The organism is Achromobacter ruhlandii (assembly GCF_002082135.1).
GTDB lineage: Bacteria > Pseudomonadota > Gammaproteobacteria > Burkholderiales > Burkholderiaceae_B > Achromobacter > Achromobacter ruhlandii.
This window is the reverse complement of the sequence record NZ_CP017433.1, coordinates 3673610-3695726: the sequence shown is the minus strand read 5'-3', so window position 1 is coordinate 3695726 and position 22117 is coordinate 3673610. Positions and strand designations below refer to the sequence as shown.

Sequence of the window (22117 nt, the reverse complement as noted above, 5' to 3'; positions counted from 1 at the left end):
GCGCCGGTGGTATTCTCTTAATCATTGCGCCTGGGTCCGAGAATGGTCGGATCCGGGCGCCGCAACAGACCGCATAATCAGGACGACCAACGTGAAACAAGTCACCGCCATCATCAAACCCTTCAAGCTCGACGAGGTCCGCGAAGCGCTGGCCGAGGTCGGCGTCAGCGGGCTGACCGTGACCGAAGTGAAGGGGTTCGGGCGCCAGAAAGGGCATACCGAGCTCTACCGTGGGGCGGAATACGTGGTGGATTTCCTGCCGAAGATTCGCGTCGAGGTGGTGCTGCCGGATGACCAGGTCGAGGCGGCGATCGAGGCGGTGGTGAAGGCGGCTCGTACCGGCAAGATCGGGGATGGCAAGATCTTCGTGACGCCGGTGGAGCAGGCCATCCGGATTCGGACGGGGGAGAGCGACGAAGAGGCGCTTTGAGTTTGCGCTGGGATTCGTTTTTGGGTTGACTGTCGGGGTGATCGTAATGGTCGCCCCGCTGTTTTTTGGGCGGGTGGTTGCGTTCTTGAGGCGCCCGGCGCGCAGGCGCAGCGGGTGCGGGCGCCAACGATTGCGGTCCGGAGCGTTCGCTCCGGACTTGCCTAGGCGGCCCCCCCCATCCTCATCCTTGTTGCCGCCTGCGGCGGCTGCCTTCGGATTCCGTCGGGCGCATCGACGGCGCCCGCACCCGCTGCGCCTGCGCGCCGGGCTCGCACCTTTGAGAATTGACGCGCTGCTGCGGTGGTGGCTTGCGGGAGAGCTTGCAGGGCCCGCAAACAGTGGCCGCGCGGGCGGCCGCTGTTGCATACGCGGGCCGGCTGCGGCGGGGTGTTGTTGCTTCGCGCGGGTGGGGAGAGAGAGAACTGTAGGGCGGCGGCTTTTGGGGCGCCGCTTTTTTTCTTGGCGTTCACTTTTGTCTTTCCGCGCACCGCTGTTCCAGCTGTTCCGCGGCGAGCCAATGCGTGCGTTGGCGGTTGTTCGATTCCTTGTTATTGATTCGGTGAGGCCTGCGGTTTGGACGCGGGCCTTTTCTTTTTGTGCGCCTAGCGGATCAGCTGGTTCATTTCCAGGATCGGCATCATCACGGCCAGCACGATCAGCAGGACGAAGCCGCCCATCAGCAAAATGAGGGCGGGTTCGAGCAGGGCGGTCATGGCCATGGCGCGGCGTTCGAGGTCGCGCGACAGGTTCTGCGCGCCACGGTCCAGCAGTTCGGGGAGCTGGCCGGTCTTTTCGCCGCTGGCGATCAGGTGGATGAGCAGCGAGGGGAAGGCTTTCTGCGCGGCCAGCGAGGCCGACAGGGATGCGCCTTCGCGCACGCGCGCGGCGGCTTCGTCGACGGCGCCGCGCAGCACGTCGTTGCCGAGGGTGCGGCGGGCGGCGTCCAGGGCGGTGAGCAGGGCGACGCCGCTGCCGCAGAGAATGGCCAGGGTCGAGGCGAAGCGCGCGGCGTTGACGCCGAGCACGAAGCGGCCGGCCAGGGGCAGGCGCAACACGCGGGCGTGCCAGGCTTGGCGGGCGGCGGGCACGCGCAGGGAGTAGCGCCACAGCACGATGGCCAGCGCGATGGCGGCGCCGGTGGCCAGGCCCCAGTCGCGCACGTAGTCCGACAGCGCCAGCATGATGCGGGTCAGCAGCGGCAATTGCTGCTTGGCGTGGTTGAAGGCCGACACCACCTGTGGCACCACGTAGCCCAGCAGGAAGATCACGATGATGACGGAGACGCAAGCCACCACGGCGGGATAGATGAACGCCGTCATGACCTTGCTGCGCAGCGTGTTGCGCTCTTCGATGTAGTCCGCCAGTTTTTCCATGACCTGCGCCAGATCGCCGGATTCCTCGCCGGCGCCGATCAGCGCGCGGTAGATCTCGGGAAAGTCGCGCGGGCGCGAGGCCAGCGCGGTGGACAGGCGATGGCCGGCGCGTACGTCGTCGCGCACGCCTTCGAGCGTGGCGGCGATGTGCTTTTTCTCGGCCTGTTCGAGCGTGGCGCTGAGCGCGGCGTCCAGCGGCAGGCGGGCGGCCAGCAGGCTGGCGAGCTGGCGCGTGAGCCAGGCCAGGTCGGCATCGGACAGGCGCGTGCGCAGCGCGGCGCCCAGGCCTTCGACGCGCGCGGCGGGGGAGGTGGACAGGGGCAGCAGGCCGCGGCCGCGCAACTGGTTGCGGGCGCCGCGCTCGCTGTCGGCGTCGATCGTGCCCTGCACGATTTTGCCGAGCGCGTCAGTCGCTTCGTAACGAAAGGATGGCATGGTGGAGGTCGCTGCGGGCTTGCGCCGATTGGCGGAAAGGCCCGTAAATCAAGGCTTTGCAGCCCGTCACCTTGCCTTTGGATTATGACCGTAGTGTTGCAGTGTCACCCCGTATACTCCGACGCGCTTTCACGTTTTTTCACACGACTTCACGTCTCAGGCATATCTCGTCATGCGTCATATCGCGCAACTCAGCCTTGCGGTCTTGCTCGCGGCAAGCCAACTCGGACCCGCGGCCGGCCAGGCCTATGCTCAACAGGCGGACAATCGCGTCAGCCTGAACTTCGTCGACACGGACATCCCTGCCGTGCTGCGTGCGCTGTCGTTGTTCACCAAGCGCAATTTCCTGGTGGATCCCCGCGTGAAAGGCAAGCTCACGCTGGTGTCGGACCGGCCGGTCGACAGCGGACAGGCGCTGTCGATGCTGACCGGCGCGCTGCGGCTGCAGGGTTTCGCGATCGTCGAGGTGGACGGCGTGACGCGCGTGGTGCCCGAGGCCGACGCCAAGCTGCAAGGCAGCGCGGTGGTGGGCGATCCGCGGCCGGCGCCCGCCACCGGCGGCGCGGGCAAGGCGCCTGTGTCGGTCGCGGACTTCGCGCGCGGCCGCTCGGGCAACAGCGGCGAGATGCTGACGCGGGTGTTCCCGCTGAAGTACGAGAACGCGGCCAACCTGGTGCCGGTGCTGCGCCCGATGGTGCCGCCGAACAATCCCATCAATGCGTACCCGGGCAATAACACGCTGGTGGTGACTGACTATGCCGACAACCTGGATCGCATCGCCGCGGTGATCGCCCGCATCGACGTGCCCAGTTCGATCGACACCGACGTGGTGCCGGTGCGTTCGGGCATCGCGTCGGACATCGCCGTCCTGGCCTCGCAATTGCTGGACACGCAGAGCAGCGATCCGACCCAGCGCATCGCCGTGGTGGCGGACCCGCGCAGCAACAGCGTGCTGATCCGCGCGGGCAGCCCGGCGCGCACGCGACTGGCGCGCGACCTGATCATGAAGCTGGACGCGCAGCAGAACCGCGCCGGCAATCTGCACGTGGTCTACATGCGCAATGCGCAGGCCACCCGCATCGCCGAAGTGCTGGGCGGCCTGCTGGCCGGCCAGGCCAACGCCGCGCCGGGCTCCAGCCCCAATGGCGGCGCCGGCGGCGGCATCGGGCAGACCGGCGGCAACCGCCCGGCGCAATCCTCCGCCAGCGCCACCAACACCGGCATGGGCATGTCCGGCTCGACGAACAGCGCCGGCAACGCCAAGGGCGGATTGTCGGGGGACCAGGAACGCATCGCGCGCGACGATTCCGGCAACCAGGCCGTGTCGTATTCCGCCGGCGGCGCCACCATCCAGGCGGACCCGGCCACCAACTCGTTGATCATCGCGGCGCCCGAGCCGCTGTACCGCAGCCTGCGCGAAGTGATCGACCAGCTCGACCAGCGCCGCGCGCAGGTGCTGGTGGAGAGCCTGATCGTCGAGGTCAGCGAACAGGCGGCCGCCGAATTCGGTATCCAGTGGATGACCGGCGCGGGCAACATCAACAGCGGCGGCACCAGCTTCATCGGCGGCACCAATCTGGGCGGCAGCGGCTTGTCGGGCACCGGTCCGACCTCGATCGACGCGCTCGGCAGCGGCCTGAGCCTGGGCGTGGTCAAGGGCACGGTCGACGTGCTGGGCAACAAGGTGATCAACCTGGGCGTGCTGGCGCGGGCGATGCAGAACACCGGCGAAGCCAATATCCTGTCCACGCCGAACCTGCTGACGCTGGACAACCAGTCCGCCAGCATCCTGGTGGGCAAGACGGTGCCCTTCGTGACCGGCCAGTATGTCACCAACGGCGGCAACAACAACAACCCGTTCCAGACCATCCAGCGCGAGGACGTGGGCCTGAAGCTGAACATCCGGCCGCAGATCTCCGAAGGCGGCGCGGTCAAGCTGGACATCTACCAGGAAGTCAGCAGCATCGATGAGAGCCGTTCGACGCCGACCACCGGCATCGTCACCAACAAGCGCGCCATCGACACCAGCGTGCTGATCGACGACGGCCAGATCATCGTGCTGGGCGGCCTGCTGGAAGACAACGTGACGCTGACCTCCAACAATGTGCCGGGCCTGAGTTCGATTCCGGTGCTGGGGGCGCTGTTCAAGTACGACAGCCGCAAGCGCACCAAGACCAACCTGATGGTGTTCCTGCGGCCCTACGTGGTGCGCGATGCGCGCCAGAGCGCCAGCGTGACGATGGACCGCTACGACTACATGCGCCGCGCCCAGGGCGTCGCGCAGCCGGGCGATCACTGGCTGCTGCCCAACATGCAGGCGCCCATGCTGCCGCCGCCGGGCTCGGCGCCGTCGGTGTCCAACAACGTCTACGACATGCGGCCCGATCAGTTGGCGGACACGATGCGGCGTCCGCCGCCCGCCACGGTGGAATCGTTCGCGGTGCGCCAGTATCCGGCGGCGCGCCAGACCAGCGATCCGTCGCTGCCGATCCGCGCCAACCTGCCACTGGGCGTGAGCGTGGCGCGCGACCCGGCTTCGCTCTACGGCGAGGTCGACAAGACCAGCGCGACCCTGCAGTTTGCCTCGGTCAAGACGCGCGGCGAGGCCGATCGCATCGTCCAGCGGGTCCAGACCAGCGGCCTGCAGGCCTACGTGCAGGCCGGCCCGGGCGGCATGGGCTATGTGGTGCGCAGCCAGGTGTCCAAGGATCCCGGCACCATCTCCACGGCCACCTCGCTGCTGCGCGAGCTGGGCTACAAGGGCGAACTGGTCTCGCATCTATGAGCGCGCATCCCTTGCCGTACGCGTGGGCGCGGGCGCAGCGGGCGGTGCTGTCGCTGCGCGCGGGTCATGCGCAACTGACCGTGAGCCCGCGCACGCCGGAATGGGCGGTGCGCGAGATCCGGCGCTGTCACGGCGACATCGCCGTGACGCGGGTCGACGACGAGGCGCTGGAAACGCTGCTGGCGGCGGCCTACAGCCATGCCGAGGACGCCGCCTCGGTGATGGGCGTGGCCGAGAACGAGATCGACCTGGACCGCTTGCTGCAGGATATGCCGGAGGTGGCCGACCTGCTGGACGCGCAGGACGACGCGCCGGTGATCCGCATGATCAACGCGCTGTTCGCCCAGGCGGCGCGCGATGGCGCCAGCGATATCCACATCGAGCCATTCGAGACCCATTCGGTGGTGCGCTACCGCGTCGATGGCACGCTGCGCGACGTGGTCTCGCCGCGCAAGGCGCTGCACGCGGCGCTGATTTCGCGCATCAAGATCATGGCGCACCTGGACATCGCCGAAAAGCGCCTGCCGCAGGACGGCCGCATCGCGCTGCGCGTGGGCGGCCGCCCGATCGACGTGCGGGTGTCGACCCTGCCCACCGGCCACGGCGAGCGCGCGGTGCTGCGCCTGCTGGACAAGGAAGCCGGCCGGCTGCAGCTGGAAAAGCTGGGCATGGCGCCTGGCGTGCTGCGCCAGCTCGACCGCCTGATCCGCCAGCCGCACGGCATCGTGCTGGTGACAGGGCCCACCGGCAGCGGCAAGACCACCACGCTGTACGCGGCGCTGAGCCGGCTGGACGCCTCCACCAGCAACATCCTGACCGTGGAAGACCCGATCGAGTACGACCTGCCCGGCATCAGCCAGACCCAGGTCAACGCCAAGATCGACATGAGTTTCGCGCTGGCGCTGCGCGCCATCCTGCGCCAGGATCCGGACGTCATCATGATTGGCGAGATCCGCGACCTGGAGACCGCGCAGATCGCGGTGCAGGCATCCTTGACGGGTCACCTGGTGCTGGCCACGCTGCACACCAACGACGCGGTGTCGGCGGTGACCCGCCTGACCGACATGGGCGTGGAGCCGTTCCTGCTGTCCTCGTCGCTGCTGGGCGTGCTGGCCCAGCGGCTGGTGCGCAAGCTGTGCCCGGCCTGCAAGAAGCCGGCGATGCAGGACGGCGAGCGGGTGTTCCAGCCGGTCGGCTGCGAGGCGTGCAACCACACCGGCTACGCCGGCCGTTCCGGCATTCATGAACTGTTCACGGTCGACGACGAGGCGCGCCGCCTGATCCACGAAGGCAGCGACGAACGCGAGTTGCGCCGCGCGGCCAGCGCCGCCGGCATGCTCAGCATGCGCGAGGATGGCGCGCGCTGGGTGCAAAGCGGTGAAACCTCGCCCGAGGAGATCCTGCGAGTGACGCGCGATGCCTAGTGTGCGGCCGGCTACCGCGCCACGCGGTTCAGGGCGCGACCGCGCCCGGCTTGCCCGGCGCCCGCGCGCAGGCGTCGGCGATGCGGCGCAGGTCCGCGCCGGACAAGGCGCCGAGCTGGCCCTCGCAGATGCGGGCCTGACGGGTCGCCACCGTGAAGGGCAGGGCGCCGCCCCGGTTGCCAGCGGCGCGCATCAGGGCGACGACATTGCCGCCGGGGCGCAGCACCGGCAGGCGGACGTCATGGCGCCGCGCGAATTCGGTGGCGGCGGCCGGGGCGTCGGTGCTGACCAGCAGCACCGTCCACGCCGGATGGGCGTCGGCGAAGCGCTGCAGCCGTGGCAGCTCGGTGACGCACGGCGGGCAATCGCGGCTCCAGAAATTGACCAGCACCGGCCCTTCCAGGGACGCCAGCCGCACGAAGCGGCCGCCGTCCAGGGTGGGCAGGGAGAAGTCCCAGGCTTGACCCGCCGGCGGGCGCGAGACCGGCCGTGGCTGGGCGCTGGCGATCGCCGTCGCCGCGCACAGGGCCAGGCAGGTCCACGGCAGGCGGCGCATCAGAAGCTCAACCGGGTGCCGGCATACAGGTAGCGGCCGCGGCTGGGGCCCCACAGCTGGGTGACGTCGAGGTCGCCATCGCCGTTGACGAACAGCGGGCTTTCCTTGTCCGACTGCTTGTAGTCGAACAGGTTGTCGACCCCGGCATAGAGCGTGAAGTGCTTGCTGACGGCGTATTCGCCGCGCAGGTCGAGGGTGAAGAAACCGGGGCTTTTTTCGCGCTTGGGCGTGCCGTCCAGGTTGTAGCGATCCTGCCGGCCCGAGCCGTCGTCATGGAACTTGCGCAGGTTCATCGGGCCGGTCCAGACCAGCTTGGCGTTGAAGTCGAAATCGCCGCGGTCGTAGTCCAGGCCCAGGTAGGCCTTGGCGTTGGGACGCGCGAAGATCAGCGTCTTGGCGGGGAAGCGGTAGTTGAATGCCTCGGCCGCCGCCATCACGCTCAGGGCCGGCGTCAGCAGGTAGGACATCGTCAGGTCCACGCCCTGCACGATGACGGGCTCGCGGGAGCTGGAGAACAGCGTGATGTCGTTGCCGTCCGCATCGTGCCGGTCGGGGTCGAGCATGGCGAAGTTCTTGATGCGGTTGTAGTTGTACGAGCCGGTCACGGCGAGGCGGTCGTCGGCGTAGTTGAGCGCGTAGCTGGCGTTGAGCGATTCTTCGGGCTTGCTGATCTGGCGGTCGATGCGGATGGTGTTGAGGATGCCGTGTTCCTGCTCGAAGAAGCTGGTGGGCGCGCGGAAGCCCTTGCCGACGCTGAAGCGGCTGGAAAGCCGGTCATTGTGGTGGTAGAGCGCGTTCAGGCGCGGCGAGGTGATGCCGCCGAAGACGTTGTGGCGGTCATAGCGCACCGAGCCGTTGATCTCGAGCGCGTCGTCCAGCAGCGCGCGGTAGGCCTGCACGAACAGGGCCGGGGTGCGGTAGGTGTAGTCGTCGACGCCGCTTACCGGGGTGCCGTCTTCCATGCTGCCGTGGCTTCTCAGGTCTTCGTAGCGCAGGTTGGCGCCCAGGGTGGTCAGCCAGCCCGCGATGGGCGTCTGCCAGCTGGCCTCGGCGTAGTACTGCTTCTGGCGGGCGATGTAGGTGGCCAGCTCGTAGAAGCTGTCCTGCTTGTGCTCGGCCGCGCCCACGGCCAGGCGCAGCAGGCTGTCGCCAAGGCGCTTTTCGCCGGTGGAGATGAACTGCACGCGGTCGGTGAAGATGATCTCGGACATGCCGCCACGGCCGCCGCGGTCGCCGCCCGGGCCCTTGTCGTAGGCGATGATGGCGCCGTCCGCCGGGTCGACCCAGCCGTCGCGGTCGGGCGAGCCATGCACGCCGCCGCGCCAGTCGAAGGGGTTGCCCGTGGTGCTGTGCTTGATGGCGGAATAGTCGGTGCCGAGTGCCCCACCGCCGCGCTTTTCGTTGACCACGTCGAGCCGGCCGCGCACCTTGAAGCCGCCGGCGTCGTCCAGGAAGAAGCCGATGCCGCCCAGGCGGCGGTCGTAGCCGGTGTATTCGGAGATGCCGTTGTGGTCGGCGTCGACGGAGTCGTGCTTGTTGTAGTTCAGCGTCGCGGTGATGGCGCCGCCGTCGAACGGCCGCGCGAGGTAGGCGTCGCCCTGGCGCGACCCATAGCTGCCGATCTGCGCGCGGGCGCGGTTCTCGGCCTCGGTGGGGCGCTTGGTGACGATGTTGACCGAGCCGGACAGGGCCTCGGGGGCGATCAGGCTGGCGCCGGCGCCGCGCGCCACGTCGATGCGTTCGACGCCGTAGACGCTGACGCTGTCCAGTCCGTAGGCCGACGATACCGAGGAGAAGATCGGCACGCCGTCGATCATCAGCGTGGTGTAGCGGCCGGGCAGGTTGTTGAGCAGGATGTTGCGCACGTTGCAGATCGAGCATTCGACCTGGACCGCGATGCCGGGATTCTTGTCGAGCGCCTCGTTGACGTTGGTGGCGCCGGCCTTGGCAATGGCGCGTTCGCTGATGGATTCGGTCTTGACGAGTTCGTCGCGCAGGGCGCCGGGCCGCATCGAGCCCTGGTTGGAGCGGTCGATGACGGTGATCGGGGCAAGCGTGGGCGCCGCGTCGGCGGCAGCCGCGTTCTGCATCGGGGCGGTCCAGGCGGCGGCCAGGGCCGCGGCCAGCGTGGCGAATCGGAGGCGGGAGCGGGGAGGGAAGACGGAAGGCATGGCGGAGGGCATCGGATGGTCGGGTTCCAGGAAAGGCGGCCACGGCCGGGGCGGCGAGCCCCGGCCGTGATGCGTTCAGTTGAGACAGGAGCCGGCCGTGGCGATGTCGCGCGTCGTGGCCCGGGATGCGGACCGGAGCGGCGGCGCGGGGGGACGCGCGGGGAGATGCGCGGGGAGATGCGCGGGGAGATGCGCGGGGAGATGCGCGGGACGTGCGCGGGGCGAATACGACATGGGGCGACGAACGAAAGCGACGGCTGCAAAAATCATTCAAAACGTTATGTTTTATGAATTTTTGCGTCAATCGAGAGACAGTCCGAGATCGCGCGGGCGTGTCCGCGAGCGGGCTGCTGCGCGGTCTACGCAGGGCGGAAACGATGCAGACTCCGCGGCGTTGTCGAGGACGCCGCGGAGTCTGCGACTCAGTCTGACAAAGACGGCTTCGTGGCCGGCGTGCAACAGGACGCCGGTCCGGCGCTACTTGTCGGTGCCGAAGATCACCGTGTCGTTGTTGCGGCGGCCCAGCGTCGACATGAGGCCGTCGAGCGCGCCGCGGTCGGCTTCGCTGGCGCCAGGCGCGAACGTGGCCTGGCCCTGGAAGCGCACGCCGCGGGCAGTCACGCTGCCCTGGCCGGTGACCGCCAGCGGACCGCTTTCGGTGCTGAGCGCCAGCGTGGCGCCGGCGCGGCCGTTGCCGCGCACCCGCAGCACGTAGGTCCCCACCGGCGCCACGGGCGACAGGGCGGTGGCGGCATCGCGCCAGCGCAGTTCGGCCAGCGGCGCATCGGGCAGGGCGCCGCCCAGCCACAGCGCCTGCCACTGGATTTCCAGCAGGCCCTCGGGCGCCAGCGTGTTCCAGGGCGCGCCCAGCGCCGGCAGCACCGTGGCAGGCAGGCGCAGCGATTGCGCCGACAGGCTGATGCCGTTCCAGCCCAGGCCGGCGCGCACCGGGCCCTGCAGCCAGGGGTGCGACAGTTCCAGCGACAGCGACGACCAGCGCCATTGCCAGCGCAGGGCCTGGGGCAGCATGCGGCGCGCCCCTGGCGGACCCAGCGCGATCCAGGCGCTGCCGTCCCAGATCGTGCCGCCAGCATCGGCCAGCGCCACTGGCGCATCGGCGGGCAGGCAGGCCAGCAGCCAGCGCGCCGGCAGCACGGCGGCCGCGGCGATCGCGGCGCTGGCGGCGCAGGCCAACGCCAGGCCGGTGCCTTTGGGCAGGCGGGGCAGGCGCATCAGGATCGCGCCCGGCGGGCGGGCAGGACCAGCGTCACGCTGCCGTTGACCAGGCCGGGCAGCGGCCGGCCATTGGCGTTGGCGGCGCGCGTCAGGTCGGCCTTGCCGACCGTCATCCCCCAGTCGCCGGCAATGTTCTCCAGCCACCGCATCAGCGCCGAGGCGGGCACTTCGGTCAGCGCCAGCGTCACGCTGTCGCCCTGGCCGGGGGCCTCCAGCTTCCAGTGATCGGCCGGCAGGCCGGCGCGCGCCAGGCTGGCGCCGATGTCGGCCGCGGCAGGCAGCGTGGCGGCGGGCGCGGCGGCCAGGTTGCGCAGCCCGGCCGCCTGGCGGGTCAGGTCGGCCACGGCGGCGGCCTGGCCGCGCAGCCGTGGCAGTTCTTCGCGCAGCTTGCGCACCGAATCGAGCGCCGGCTCGACCAGGATGGTGAAGACCAGCGCCAGCCCCAGCAGGACGCCGGCGCTGTTGACCAGCCGGCGTTCACGCGGGGCCAGGGCCTGGTAGCGCTGGCGCGCGCGATCGGCGGCGGGGGCGAGGGGGGTGAGGGCGGCGCGCCAGGCGGCGCTCAGGCGTTCGATCGGTTTCATGGTTGGCTGCGCGTGATGCGCCAGGTGTTGTCGGTGTCGCCGCGTTCCAGTTTCAGGCCCTGGGCCGCGGCCTGCTGGATCAGCGCCGGGGTTTCGGCGACGCGCTGGGCCTGGGCGCCGGCGTCGGCCAGTTGCAGGGTCAGCGCCTGCTCGCCGTACGACAGCCGCGCGACGTTGTCGGCGGCGAAGGGCAGGGTCTGGGCCGCGGCCCGCGCCAGCGGCAGGAAATCGCCGGCGGTGGCGGCGCCGCGGCGATTCTGCAAGGCGTCCAGCCCCTGCCGCGCCTGGCGCGCCGGATCCAGCACCACCGGGATGTCGGGAAAGGCCGCCAGCACCTGGCGCCGCATGTCTTCGCGCAGCGCCTTGGCCTCGCCGCGCATCTGGGCGGCGTGCAGGTTCAGCCCGCCGATCCAGACCACGGCGGCGACCGCGCCCCAGCGCCACACAGGCCGCCAGCGCGAGACCCGCGCCGGTGCCAGCTGCGGCATGGCCAGCGACCAGGAGGGCGAGGGCGCGAGCCAGCGCGGGTCGGCGGGATCGCGCAGCGGCGCGGCTTCGCCGGGCGCCAGCGTCTGCGGCGCGATCAGGGCGTGGGCGCGCAGGCCCTGGGCGTTCAGCAGGCTCCAGGCGCGGCGCACGGGTTCGCGCGGCGCCCAGGCCAGCGGCACCTGGCCATCGGCGCCGCGCGGGCCGTGGCCGATGGCCAGCTCGTCCAGGTCGCTCAATACCAGCGGTTCGAGCGCGCCGCGCACGGCGGCGGCGAAGCGGGCCTTGGCCACGGCGGGCACCTGTACGGTGGCGGCGATTACGTCGCCGGGATGCAGCACGGCTTCGCAGGCCGCCTGCGGGTAGGCCTGGCCGAGGGCATGCAGCGGCAGTTCGCCCTGGCGCGCGCAGCGGCCGCGGCGGTCGAACCAGGCATAGGGCAGCAAGGATCCCGGACCGAGTTCGGCCAGGGGGACCAGTGCGATGCGCAGGGAATTCTTCAAGGGTTTTCTCTCGTCCAGATAGTGTCGGGCGCGGCCGGCGGGGCGCTGCGTATCAGCGCCTGCATCGAGACGCGGGCCCGTTCGTACACGACCGCGCCGCTGGCCATGAACCAGCCGCTGGCCGTGGTCACGGCCGGCACCGGGCCCTTGACGCCGGTGGCGGCCAGGCGGTTGGCGAAGTCGCCGCTGTTGTTGAACCAGTTGCCGCGGTCGCGTTCGCCGGTCAGCGCGCGCGCCTGGCTCAGCGACAGGCCGGGCACCAGCGCCGCCACGACTTCGGGCGGCGCCGTATTGACGTTGACGCTGGTGGCCACGGGCAGCACCGTCATGGTGCGCCGCAGTTCGTTGCGCACGGCCGGCTCCAGCCCCAGCAGCGCGCTGACGTCGTCGATGCCGCGCGGCAGCGGCGCGCGCGCGTCGGGGGTCGGCCCGCCCTGCGCCGGCGTGGGCGCGCCGGCCGCCGGCGCCGGCGGCTGGCTGGCGGCGATGATTCCGACGATGCGCGCGGCCAGCGTGTCCGGCAGGCGCTGCGCGCCCAGCAGGCGCCGCAGCACCTGTTCCTGTTCGGGCTGGGGCACGCCATGGCTGGCCAGGTTGCCCAGGTTGTACTTGCCCTGTTCGTCCTGCACCTGGCCGGAGAACACCGCCACGCGATCGTCGCCGGGCCGTTCGATGCGGGTGTCGAGCACCGGCGTGGCCCAGATCTGGTCGCCGCGGGTGGTCGACTCGCGCCGGCCGTGGTCGCGTATCACCAGGCGCGCCCAGTCGATGCCGCCGGCCAGCAGCATGCGCGCCTGCACCCGGGCCATCTCGTTCTCGATGCGGCGGGTGCTGGCCGTCTGGCGCTGGAACAGGCTGGTGGTCAGGGCCGCGACGATGGCGACAATGATCAGCGCGCTGACCACCGCGGCGCCGCGTTCGCGCGGCAGGCACGGGTTCATGGCGGCCCCCCTCATGGCAGTTCCAGGATGCGGCTGTAGCGCCGCGCGTCGCCGGCCGGGCCGCGGTCGAGCGTGATCTCGATGCCGGCGGGCGTGGCGGAGAAGGGCGCGCGGGTGTCGACCCAGCCCATGCCCATCACCCAGCCGCGCAGCGCCAGCGCGCGCACGCCGGGCAGCAGCAGCACGCCGTCGTTGACCGGCGGCAGCGGTCCCTGTTCGGCCGGCAGGCCGCTGGCGCGCCACAGGCCGTCCTTGCGCACCGACCATTGCACCCGCTGCCAGCGGCCGTCGTCATCGGGGGCGGGGCGCAGGATTTCCAGCGTCTGCGCGCCGGCGGCGCCGCGCAGCAGCCGCACGCCCGAGGTGAAGACCTGGGCGTCGACGCCGGGCGCGGCGAACGACGGACCGTTGTAGGCCATTTCCACATCGCGTCCCATCTGCCCGAGGGTGCGGACGACGGCGTCGGTGTCGTCGGCCTGCCGCGCGATCCAGTCGCGCGCGCTGGAGACGCTGTCCAGGCCGCGCCAGGCCATCAGGCTGACGAGCGCCATCAGGGCCAGCGCCACCAGCACTTCGATCAGGGTGAAGCCCGCCTGGGCGCGGGCGACGGCGCGGCGGGAATTCATCGCAGGCTCGACAGGAGGCCGTCCAGCTGCAGCAGGGACGCGCCGTTGGCGCCATCGCGCACCTTGACCGAGACCTGGCGGAAGCTGCGGTTCAGCGAATTGGTGAAGACCAGTTCGCATTGCAGCGCCAGTCCGCCTTGCGGGCAGGGCACGGTCTGCGAGCCGGCGCGCGGCAGGGTCTGTTCCAGCCGCAACTGGGTCAGCGCGTTCTGCGCCGCCAGCAGCGCCAGGGTCTTGTCCTGCAGCGCGCGGTTGTTGGCGGCCATGACGCCAGTGGCGCGCAGCGCCGCGCCCATCGCCACGGCGATGATGGCCAGAGCCACCAGCACCTCGATCAGGGTGAAGCCGCGCTGGCGTTGCCGCCGGCGGCTAAGCGGAAGGGGGGAATCAGTGAATCTCATAATGTCCGGCGGCGTCGCGCGTCAACGTCACGCGCGAGTCGCCCGCGCGCAGCTGCACGCTGAACGGGTCGGCCACCCATTCGGTGTTAAAGCGCAGCGGGCGTTCGGGCGACAGATGCCATTGCACCGGGCCGGCTCGCCAGGCTTGCGGCCGCAACACCTCGTCGCGTTCCAGCTTGTCCGCGGGCAGGGGCGAGTCATCCTGGGCGGTCGGCGCGGCGGAGCGGCCCTGGCGCTCGAACGACCAGCCGCCGCTGGTGGGCAGCCAGCGGATCGGACGGCCATCGCTGCGCGCCTCGCCCTCGGCCACGGTGAAGGCGTCGGCCAGGCGCCGCGCATCCTCGCGCAATGGATCGGCGCCCTTGCCGATGGACAGGCTGACCATGCTGGCGGCGATGGCGACGATCACCAGCACCACCAGGACTTCGACTAGCGTGAAGCCGCGCTCAGAGTTCCCACGAACCGATGTCGGCATCGCCGTCTTCTCCCCCGGGCTTGTTGTCGGCGCCGAACGAGAACACATCGATTTCGCCTTTGACGCCAGGGCTCAGGTATTGGTAGGGATGGCCCCAGGGATCGTTGGGCAGCTTGTCCAGATAGCCGCGCCAGTTGGACGCGCCTTCGGGCTTTTCCACCAGCGCGCGCAGGCCCTGGGCGGTGGTCGGGTAGCGGCCGTTGTCGAGGCGGTAGAGCTTGAGCGCCTGCATGATGCCGCCGATGTCCTGGCGCGCGGCGACCTGGCGCGCCTGGTCGGGGCGGTCCAGCACGCGCGGCACGATCAGGGCCGCCAGAATCCCCATGATCACGATGACCACCATGATCTCGATCAGGGTGAAACCTTGCTGGCGGGCGAGCCCACGCGATGACTGGCGCACTTCACGACTCCGGTATTTCAGTGAGAAGCGTGCGATTGTGGACATGAAATATGACAGCAATATGAGGCGCGCGGCTCACGGCGCGGCGCGCGCGATGCCGCCCTCGGGGGCGGGAGCGGCCGGCGCGGCGATGCGGCTGGCGCGGCCGCCTTGCTCGACCGTGACGGCGTCGGCGCCGACGGCCTTGAGCACGATGCCCGGGGCGACCTCGTCGCCGACGCGCCAGGCCAGCGGCGGGCCGCCGTCGACGCTGAAGACGGCGGCGCCGTCGGGGCCGGCCGCGATCACCCCAAGCACGCTGATCTGCGTGCGCAACACTTCATCGCGGCCGAACCACAGGGCCACCGGGCCGTTGTCGGCCGCGCGCGGCGCGGGCGCGGCGACGGGGGCGGGCAGGGCGGGCGGCGCGGGCGCGAACAGCACCGCGCCCCACACGCCCAGGCCGGCAGCCAGCGCCAGGATGGCAAGGACTCGGAGCGCGTCGGGGGCCGCGGGCGGGGACAGGCGCAGGGACAGGGGCATGGCGGTGACGCGGGCAACGTTACGGCGGAAATGCGCCCGACTCTAGCAGCCGATCATGACAATTGCGCGATACGGCGGCGCGGGCTCTTTCAAACAACCAACACCGCACTGTCATCAAGCTTACATCGCGTCTCTCTAGCATGCGTGCACGTTGCGGCCGGGCGCCGCGGCACCGATCCCTTCCCACAGGAAACCACGATGCAAGACACGACACACGCCAATCGCCGCCGCCTTCTGAAGATGCTCGGGGGCGCGCCGATGCTGCCGCTGGGCGGCGTCGGCATGGCCGCGCTGCTGACGGGCTGTAATTCGAGCGACGACGATGACGACAGCCCCGTCGTCACGCCGCCGCCGAACGTGACCTTCACGTCCGCCGCGTTCACCTCGATGGCCGCGCCCACGCTGGCCACGCCCGAGCTGATGGCGCGCACCACCGTGGGGTCGGCGATGGTGCTGACCTTCAGCGACGGCTCCACCCGCAAGATCGAGCTGGGCTACGAACCGTTCTTCATGACCGGCGACGCGGTGCCGGACGGCAAGGGCGGCAGCATCATCGCCGGCGCGTATTTCAACAACAGCGGCGCGCCCATCATGGACAACTCGGTGCCGGCCAAGGCCCGCCAGTTCTTCTCGAACTGTCCGGACGGCATGTCGCTGCTGAAGCTGGAGGCGCCCGCGGTGCCCGGCGTCAACGGCAATACCGTGTTCGCCGTGGTGCAGTTCGAATACCAGTCGATGGACCAGTCCGGCGCCGACATGTATGGCCGCCTGCCGTCGCCGATCGCGGTGCTGACGCTGGCGCAGGACCTGGCCACCGGTAAGCTCAGCCTGGTCAAGTACAGCAACGTGGACACCTCGTCGGTCAATGGCCTGTGGATCACCTGTGGCGCCAGCCTGTCGCCGTGGAACACGCACCTGTCCAGCGAAGAGTACGAACCGGACGCCACCATCGCCCGCTCGGACGCGCAGTTCCAGGCCTACAGCCAGAACCTGTTCGGTGATCCCAACAAGGCCAACCCTTACCATTACGGCCACATGCCGGAGGTGACGGTCAACCCCGACGGCACCGGCAGCATCAAGAAGCACTACTGCATGGGCCGCATCTCGCACGAGCTGGTGCAGATCATGCCCGACCAGCGCACCGCGCTGATGGGTGACGACGCCACCAACGGCGGCCTGTTCATGTTCGTGGCCGATCGCAAGGCCGACCTGTCGTCCGGCACGCTCTACGTGGCCAAGTGGACGCAGACCTCGGGCACGGGGCCGGGCGCGGCCACGCTGACCTGGATCAAGCTGGGCCACGCCACCAGCGCCGAAGTGAAGGAACTGGCCGACCAGCTGACCGCGGCCGACATCATGGACGTGCGCACTGCCGATCCGGCCGACGGCAGTTTCACCAAGATCCGCTTCAACGGCGCCAACAACTGGGTCAAGCTGCTGCCGGGCCGCCGCCAGGCCGCGGCGTTCCTGGAAACCCACCGCTATGCCGCGCTGGTCGGCGGCTCGCTGGGCTTTACCAAGATGGAAGGCACCACCGTCAACGTCAAGGACAAGATCGCCTACAGCGCCATGTCGCGCATCGAGAAGTCGATGATCGACGGCACCGTGGACGGCATGAAGGTGCAGGCCAACGCGGCCGGCGCGGTGTACCAGCTGCACATGAAGGCCGGCCAGGTCGACAGCACCGGCCAGGCCATCGACAGCGAATGGGTGCCGGTCGACATGGCGGCGGTGGCCGAGCTGGTCGGCGCGCCGATCTCGCCGGTCGACGCGCTGGGCAACACCCACAATGCCGACAAGATCTCCAATCCCGACAACCTCAAGTTCTCGGAGAAGCTGCGCACGCTGTTCGTGGGCGAGGATAGCGGCGGCCACGTCAACAACTTCCTGTGGGCCTATAACGTCGACACCAAGCAGCTGTCGCGCCTGTTGTCGTGCCCGGTGGCGGCTGAATCGACCGGCCTGCAGGCGGTCGACGAGATCAACGGCTGGACCTACATCACCAGCAATTTCCAGCACGCCGCCGATTGGGGCACGCCGCAGAGCGCACTGTTCAACACGGTGCGTCCGATCCTGGAACCGCTGGTCAAGGCCAACTACAAGGACGGTTTCGGCGCGTCGGTCGGCTACCTGACCGGCGTGCGGATCGGCGCCTGATTCCGCGGCCGCCGGCCCTCCGACCAGCATGGGACCGGCTTGCCGGTCCCATGTCGTTGTTGCGGTCTGTAGCGCTGCGGAAAAAAATCCTGATCCATCGATCAATGATTCCCTTCTTCCCTTAATGGGTCTTTCACCTTGCGACGCCACTATGTGGGCCACCCATAAAGCGGGTTTCGAAAGGGAAAGAACATGCAGGTATTGAAATGGAAGCGCTGGTGCGCGGCGCTGGCGGCGCTGGGCGCGCTGGCCGGCTGCGGTGGCGGCGATGACAACAACGACGACGGCACGACGGCGCCGCCGGCCGTGCAGCCGCAGCCGGGCGCGGCCGCCAAGGTGCTGTTCATCGGCGTGGACGGCCTCACCTATGACGCCTACCGCAAGAGCATGGCGGACAAGTCGCTGCCCAACCTGGCGCAGTTGACGGCGACCCGTTCCTGGACCGGCGGCGTCACCGGCGGCGTGACGCAGCAGCCCACCCTGCTGGCGCCTGGCTGGGCCACGCTGCTGACCGGCCAATGGGCGGATCAGCACGGCGTGCGCAGTAACGCCCCGGGTCAGGCGCCCAAGACGGCGACCCTGTTCAAGCGCGTCAATGCCGCCAAGCCGGCCGCGCGCGCCGCGGCGGCCTTCAACTCGTCGTTGCTGGCCGGCCTGGTCGGCGGTGACCGCGACGCCGGTTATCTGCAAAGCCTGACGGACTGCGCCGGCGTCGACGATTGCGTCGCCAGCCAGGCGCGCGATCGCATCACTGAAGGTTATGACGTGGTGGTGGCGCAGTTCGGCGCCGCCGAGCGTGCGGCCGCGACCGGCGGCTTCGGCGACGGCTACCGCGCCACCTTGCGCCAGACCGACAGCGCCATTGGCGCGTTGCTCAAGCAGGTCGCGGATCGCCGCGCCGCCCATCCGGACGAAAACTGGCTGGTGGTGGTGGTTTCCAGCCACGGCCTGGACCGCACCGGCGGCAGCGACGGCCTGCCGCTGTCGCTGAACAAAACCACGCTGCTGGCGATGAACCGCTCGCCGCTGCTCGGCGGCAGCGCCGATGATGCGGCGGTCGACGGCGCCTGGGACAACGCCTGGTACGGCCTGCCCAGCGCGGCCGATGCCGCGCCAACGCTGCTGGCGCACCTGGGCGCGCTGCCGGCGGCGGGGCAGTACGACCTGGCCGGCACCGCCTTGTCCGAGGCCGTGGCGTTGCGCCGTGGGGCCAGCCGCACCTCGATGGATAACAAGAGTGTGACGTTGAGCTGGAGCCGCGTGGGCACGCCCACCGGCGACATCGTCATCAGCCGCGACGGCAAGGAGATTGCGCGCCTGCCGGGCACGGCCACGGACTATGTCGACACCGGCTTCGTCTTCACCACCGAGGGCGTGCATGAGCTGAACTATGGCATCGCGGTGGGCAACGCCGTGACGGCGGTGCGCGCCACCGTGGTCTACACCGCGCCGGTGCCGCTGCTGCCGTCGTTGAGCAACGGCCTGACGATGCTGTTCCCGTTCGAAGGCAACCTGACGGACAAGGCCGCCGGCGGCGGCGCCATCACCCCCTATGACGGCGTGCAGGCGCCGGTGTTCGCCGACAAGGGCGTGTTCGGCAAGATGTTCCAGAACGAGCGCAGCGGCGACCCCACCGGCGCCTTCAAGCTGGACTATCCGGCGGGCCTGCTCGACAGCGTCCAGGCCTTCACCATCGGCTTCTGGTATCAGTCCGACGGCACCGCCAACGACCGCTCCATCCTGGGCAACAAGGACTACAACTCCGGCGGCAACCCCGGCATCACCATCGCCCAGTGGGCCGGCCCCGAGCTGCGCTTCAACCTGGCGGGCGGCAGCCGCGTGGACATCAACGGGGTCAAGTTCACGGCCAACAAGCCGGTCTACGTGGCGATGGTCATCAACAAGACCGCCAAGACCATGGCCGCCTATGTCTACGACACCGAAATGGGCTGGTTCAGCCGCTCGATCTCCACCGGCAGCGTCAATTTCGCCCAGATCGCCGGCGTGTTCGGTCCGCACCTGGGCCTGAATGAAGACGGCAAGGGCACCTACGGCGTGTGCTGCGCCGGCACCAAGGGGCCCTACACGATGTACTTCGACGACCTGGCTTTCTGGTCGCGCGCCCTGACCGAAACCGAGGTCAAGTCGCTGGCCATGTCCGGCAAATCCGTTTCCGAACTGCTTCCCTGATGTCCAAGGATAGATACGACATGAACACTGCCTCCCCGATCTTGCGCGCCTGCCTGCGCGCGGGCGCCGCCCTGATGGTGGCCGCCGTCCTGACCGCCTGCGGCGGCGACAAGGATGACGACGACGCCGGCACCAACCCCGGGACCCAGCCCGAGACGCCGACCCAGCCGGTCAAGCCCCAACTGCGTTGCGCGCCCTGAAGCCGCGCTTTTTTCAGAATCCAAGGAACAGCATCCGTGACGTCCGCTAAAGACCCGATCCACGCCGGCAAGCGCCGCTTCCTGCGCAACGCCGCCGCCTCGACCGCCGGCCTGACCGCCTTGTCGATGTTTCCGCCGGCCATCCGCCGCGCCCTGGCGATTCCCGCCAACAACCGCACTGGTACCATCAACGACGTCGAGCACGTAGTCATCCTGATGCAGGAAAACCGCTCGTTCGACATGTACTTCGGCACGTTCAAGGGCGTGCGCGGCTTCGGCGACCGCATTACCGTGCCACTGCCGCAGAACCGCTCGGTCTGGGAACAGACCAACGGCACCCGCGTGGTGCTGCCGTACCATCTGGACAGCACCAAGGGCAACGCCCAGCGCGTGTCCGGCACGCCGCACGACTACCCGGACGCGCAGAACGCCTGGGACGGCGGCCGCCTGTACCAATGGCCGCGCTACAAGCAGAACCAGTCGATGGGTTACTACACGCGCCAGGAGCTGCCGTTCCAGTTCGCGCTGGCCGAGGCCTTCACGCTGTGCGACGCCTATCACTGTTCTTCGCACGGCGGCACCAACACCAACCGCCTGTTCCACTGGACCGGCACCAACGATCCGCTGGCGCAGGGCAATGGCCCGTCGACCCGCAACCAATGGGACGGGCTGGGCGCCTCGACCATCGGCTGGACCTGGAAGACCTACCCCGAGCGGCTGCAGGAGAATGGCGTCAGCTGGAAGGTCTATCAGAACCTGCCGGACAACTTCACCGACAATCCGTTGGCGGGTTTCCGCCAGTTCCGCAAGGCTTACGAGCTGTCCGGCAACGATCCGACGGTCAGCAACCCCAATCCGCCGGCCTGGACGCCTGCGGCCGACACGGGCAACCCGCTCTACAAGGGCGTGGCCAACACCATGGCCGGCGACAATGGCCTGCTGCAGTCGTTCCGTGACGACGTATTGAATGGTTCCTTGCCGCAGGTGTCGTGGATCGTGGCGCCGGCCAACTACTCGGAGCACCCCGGCCCGTCGAGCCCGGTGCAGGGCGCCTGGTACATCCAGGAGACGCTCAACGCGCTGACGGCCAACCCGGACGTCTGGAGCAAGACCGTGCTGCTCATCAACTTCGACGAGAACGACGGTTTCTTCGACCACGTGCCGTCGCCGGCCGCGCCGTCGCTCAATCCCGACGGCTCGATGGCGGGCGCGTCCACCATCAACACCGACCTGGAGCGCCACATCAAGCCGTCGCTGCAGGACGCGGCCGACAAGCGCGTGTACGGCCCGGGCCCGCGCGTGCCGATGTACGTCGTCTCGCCCTGGAGCCGCGGCGGCTGGGTCAATTCGCAGGCCTTCGACCACACGTCGGTGCTGCGCTTCCTGGAAGCGCGCTTCGGCGTCAAGGAAACCAACATCAGCGACTACCGCCGCGCGGTGCTGGGCGACTTGACCTCGGCCTTCAACTTCGCCACGCCCAACAGCGAGCAGTTGCCCGACCTGACCATGTGGACCAAGGCCACGGCGGACCAGACCCGCGCCGACCAGCAGGCGCTGGCCCAGGTGCCGCTGCCCGACACCACCGCCCAGGCCAGGCCCAGGCAGGAAACCGGCGTGCGTCCGTCGCGTGCCTTGCCCTACGAAATGCACACCAGCGGCCGCGCCCAGCCCGGCAGCAGCGCCATGTGGCTGGTGTTCGCCAACACCGGCAGCGCCGCCGGCGTGTTCCACGTGTACGACCGCCTGCACTTGGACCGTCTGCCGCGCCGCTACGCGGTCGAACCCGAGAAGCAGCTCGAAGGCAGCTGGGACGTGGCCGCCGATGGCGGCAAGTACGACCTGTGGGTGATGGGCCCGAACGGCTATCTGCGCCATTTTGCCGGCGATCTGGCGCTGGCCCGCGCCGAAGGCCTGGGCGCGGAAATCCGTGTCTGCTACGACATCGCCAACGGCGACGTCTACACCAGCTTCATCAACAGCGGCGCCAAGCCCTGCACCTTCGTCATCACGCCGAACGCCTACTACACCAACAATGAGAAGTGGACGATCACGGTGCCGGCCGGCGGCCAGGTCGAGCAGTCCTGGTCGCTCAAGGCCAGCGGCAGCTGGTACGACTTCACGGCGCGCCTGAACGAGGACCCGGCCTACCTCCGCCGCTTCGCCGGCCGGGTGGAGACGGGCAAGGCGTCGATCACTGATCCGGCGATGGGCCAGTAAGGCCT

General features: G+C 69.5%; 19 protein-coding genes. 7 read left to right on the top strand and 12 right to left on the bottom strand.

The features are described from left to right. The first annotated feature begins 91 nt into the window (after positions 1–91). Positions 92–430 carry a P-II family nitrogen regulator gene (locus tag AruCF_RS16625; RefSeq protein WP_006386376.1) on the top strand — a complete coding sequence of 113 codons (339 nt, stop codon included), beginning with the start codon at positions 92–94 and terminating at the stop codon, positions 428–430. A 602-nt stretch (positions 431–1032) separates the two neighbouring features. On the opposite strand, the gene gspF is transcribed toward AruCF_RS16625, so the two are convergent. After that, the gene (gene gspF, locus AruCF_RS16620) at positions 1033–2238 is read right to left on the bottom strand and encodes a type II secretion system inner membrane protein GspF (RefSeq protein ID WP_049074505.1); all 1206 of its coding nucleotides are present in this window, start codon (positions 2236–2238) and stop codon (positions 1033–1035) included. Between the two features lie 172 nt (positions 2239–2410). Here gspF and gspD point away from each other — a divergent pair, with 172 nt between their 5' ends. Together gspD and gspE are read left to right on the top strand one after the other, a co-directional pair. Next, entirely contained in the window at positions 2411–5023 is a 2613-nt protein-coding gene (gene gspD / locus AruCF_RS16615) for a type II secretion system secretin GspD (protein WP_049074504.1), read from the top strand. Next, positions 5020–6447, top strand: coding sequence for a type II secretion system ATPase GspE (gene gspE / locus AruCF_RS16610; RefSeq protein ID WP_049074503.1), 1428 nt, complete (start codon positions 5020–5022; stop codon positions 6445–6447). Before gspD ends, gspE begins: the two co-directional genes overlap by 4 nt. Before the next feature lie 28 nt (positions 6448–6475). Here the strand turns inward: gspE and AruCF_RS16605 are convergent, their stop codons facing one another. The 11 genes from AruCF_RS16605 to AruCF_RS16555 all read right to left on the bottom strand — a co-directional run bounded on the left by AruCF_RS16605 (position 6476) and on the right by AruCF_RS16555 (position 15348). Next, positions 6476–7003, bottom strand: a complete 528-nt coding sequence (locus AruCF_RS16605; protein ID WP_049074500.1) for a TlpA family protein disulfide reductase — start codon at positions 7001–7003, stop codon at positions 6476–6478. After that, the gene (locus AruCF_RS16600; protein WP_235432670.1) at positions 7003–9174 is read right to left on the bottom strand and encodes a TonB-dependent receptor plug domain-containing protein; all 2172 of its coding nucleotides are present in this window, start codon (positions 9172–9174) and stop codon (positions 7003–7005) included. Before AruCF_RS16600 ends, AruCF_RS16605 begins: the two co-directional genes overlap by 1 nt. A 477-nt stretch (positions 9175–9651) precedes the next feature. After that, on the bottom strand, positions 9652–10407 hold the full coding sequence (gspN, locus tag AruCF_RS16595) for a type II secretion system protein N (protein WP_049074496.1): 756 nt from the start codon (positions 10405–10407) through the stop codon (positions 9652–9654). Further along, positions 10407–10994: a type II secretion system protein M gene (locus AruCF_RS16590; protein ID WP_049074493.1), complete on the bottom strand. Its 588-nt coding sequence runs from the start codon at positions 10992–10994 to the stop codon at positions 10407–10409. Before AruCF_RS16590 ends, gspN begins: the two co-directional genes overlap by 1 nt. Further along, positions 10991–11983: a type II secretion system protein GspL gene (gene gspL / locus AruCF_RS16585; RefSeq protein ID WP_049074489.1), complete on the bottom strand. Its 993-nt coding sequence runs from the start codon at positions 11981–11983 to the stop codon at positions 10991–10993. The genes AruCF_RS16590 and gspL overlap by 4 nt, the downstream gene beginning before the upstream one ends. After that, a complete protein-coding gene (gene gspK, locus AruCF_RS16580) occupies positions 11980–12924 on the bottom strand; it encodes a type II secretion system minor pseudopilin GspK (RefSeq protein ID WP_049074486.1) in 945 nt (314 codons plus the stop codon). The genes gspL and gspK overlap by 4 nt, the downstream gene beginning before the upstream one ends. 11 nt (positions 12925–12935) lie before the next feature. Next, on the bottom strand, positions 12936–13550 hold the full coding sequence (locus AruCF_RS16575; RefSeq protein ID WP_049074484.1) for a type II secretion system protein GspJ: 615 nt from the start codon (positions 13548–13550) through the stop codon (positions 12936–12938). Then, positions 13547–13951 (bottom strand): type II secretion system minor pseudopilin GspI, encoded by a 405-nt coding sequence (gene gspI / locus AruCF_RS16570; protein ID WP_049074482.1) that lies wholly within the window; start codon positions 13949–13951, stop codon positions 13547–13549. Before gspI ends, AruCF_RS16575 begins: the two co-directional genes overlap by 4 nt. Then, positions 13938–14426, bottom strand: coding sequence for a type II secretion system minor pseudopilin GspH (gene gspH, locus AruCF_RS16565; RefSeq protein WP_049074481.1), 489 nt, complete (start codon positions 14424–14426; stop codon positions 13938–13940). Before gspH ends, gspI begins: the two co-directional genes overlap by 14 nt. After that, a complete protein-coding gene (gspG, locus tag AruCF_RS16560) occupies positions 14398–14769 on the bottom strand; it encodes a type II secretion system major pseudopilin GspG (protein WP_235432829.1) in 372 nt (123 codons plus the stop codon). Before gspG ends, gspH begins: the two co-directional genes overlap by 29 nt. Positions 14770–14901: 132 nt before the next feature. Then, positions 14902–15348 (bottom strand): general secretion pathway protein GspC, encoded by a 447-nt coding sequence (locus AruCF_RS16555; protein WP_049074478.1) that lies wholly within the window; start codon positions 15346–15348, stop codon positions 14902–14904. Positions 15349–15546: 198 nt separating this feature from the next. Here AruCF_RS16555 and AruCF_RS16550 point away from each other — a divergent pair, with 198 nt between their 5' ends. From AruCF_RS16550 to AruCF_RS16535, 4 genes are all read left to right on the top strand, one after another. Further along, entirely contained in the window at positions 15547–17505 is a 1959-nt protein-coding gene (locus AruCF_RS16550; RefSeq protein WP_049074475.1) for a PhoX family protein, read from the top strand. A 192-nt stretch (positions 17506–17697) separates the two neighbouring features. Further along, the gene (locus tag AruCF_RS29220; RefSeq protein WP_144419143.1) at positions 17698–19695 is read left to right on the top strand and encodes an alkaline phosphatase family protein; all 1998 of its coding nucleotides are present in this window, start codon (positions 17698–17700) and stop codon (positions 19693–19695) included. 20 nt (positions 19696–19715) lie between these two features. Then, a complete protein-coding gene (locus AruCF_RS16540) occupies positions 19716–19895 on the top strand; it encodes a hypothetical protein (RefSeq protein ID WP_049074472.1) in 180 nt (59 codons plus the stop codon). Positions 19896–19931: 36 nt separating this feature from the next. Then, positions 19932–22112, top strand: a complete 2181-nt coding sequence (locus AruCF_RS16535; RefSeq protein WP_049074469.1) for a phosphocholine-specific phospholipase C — start codon at positions 19932–19934, stop codon at positions 22110–22112. Positions 22113–22117: the final 5 nt, after the last annotated feature.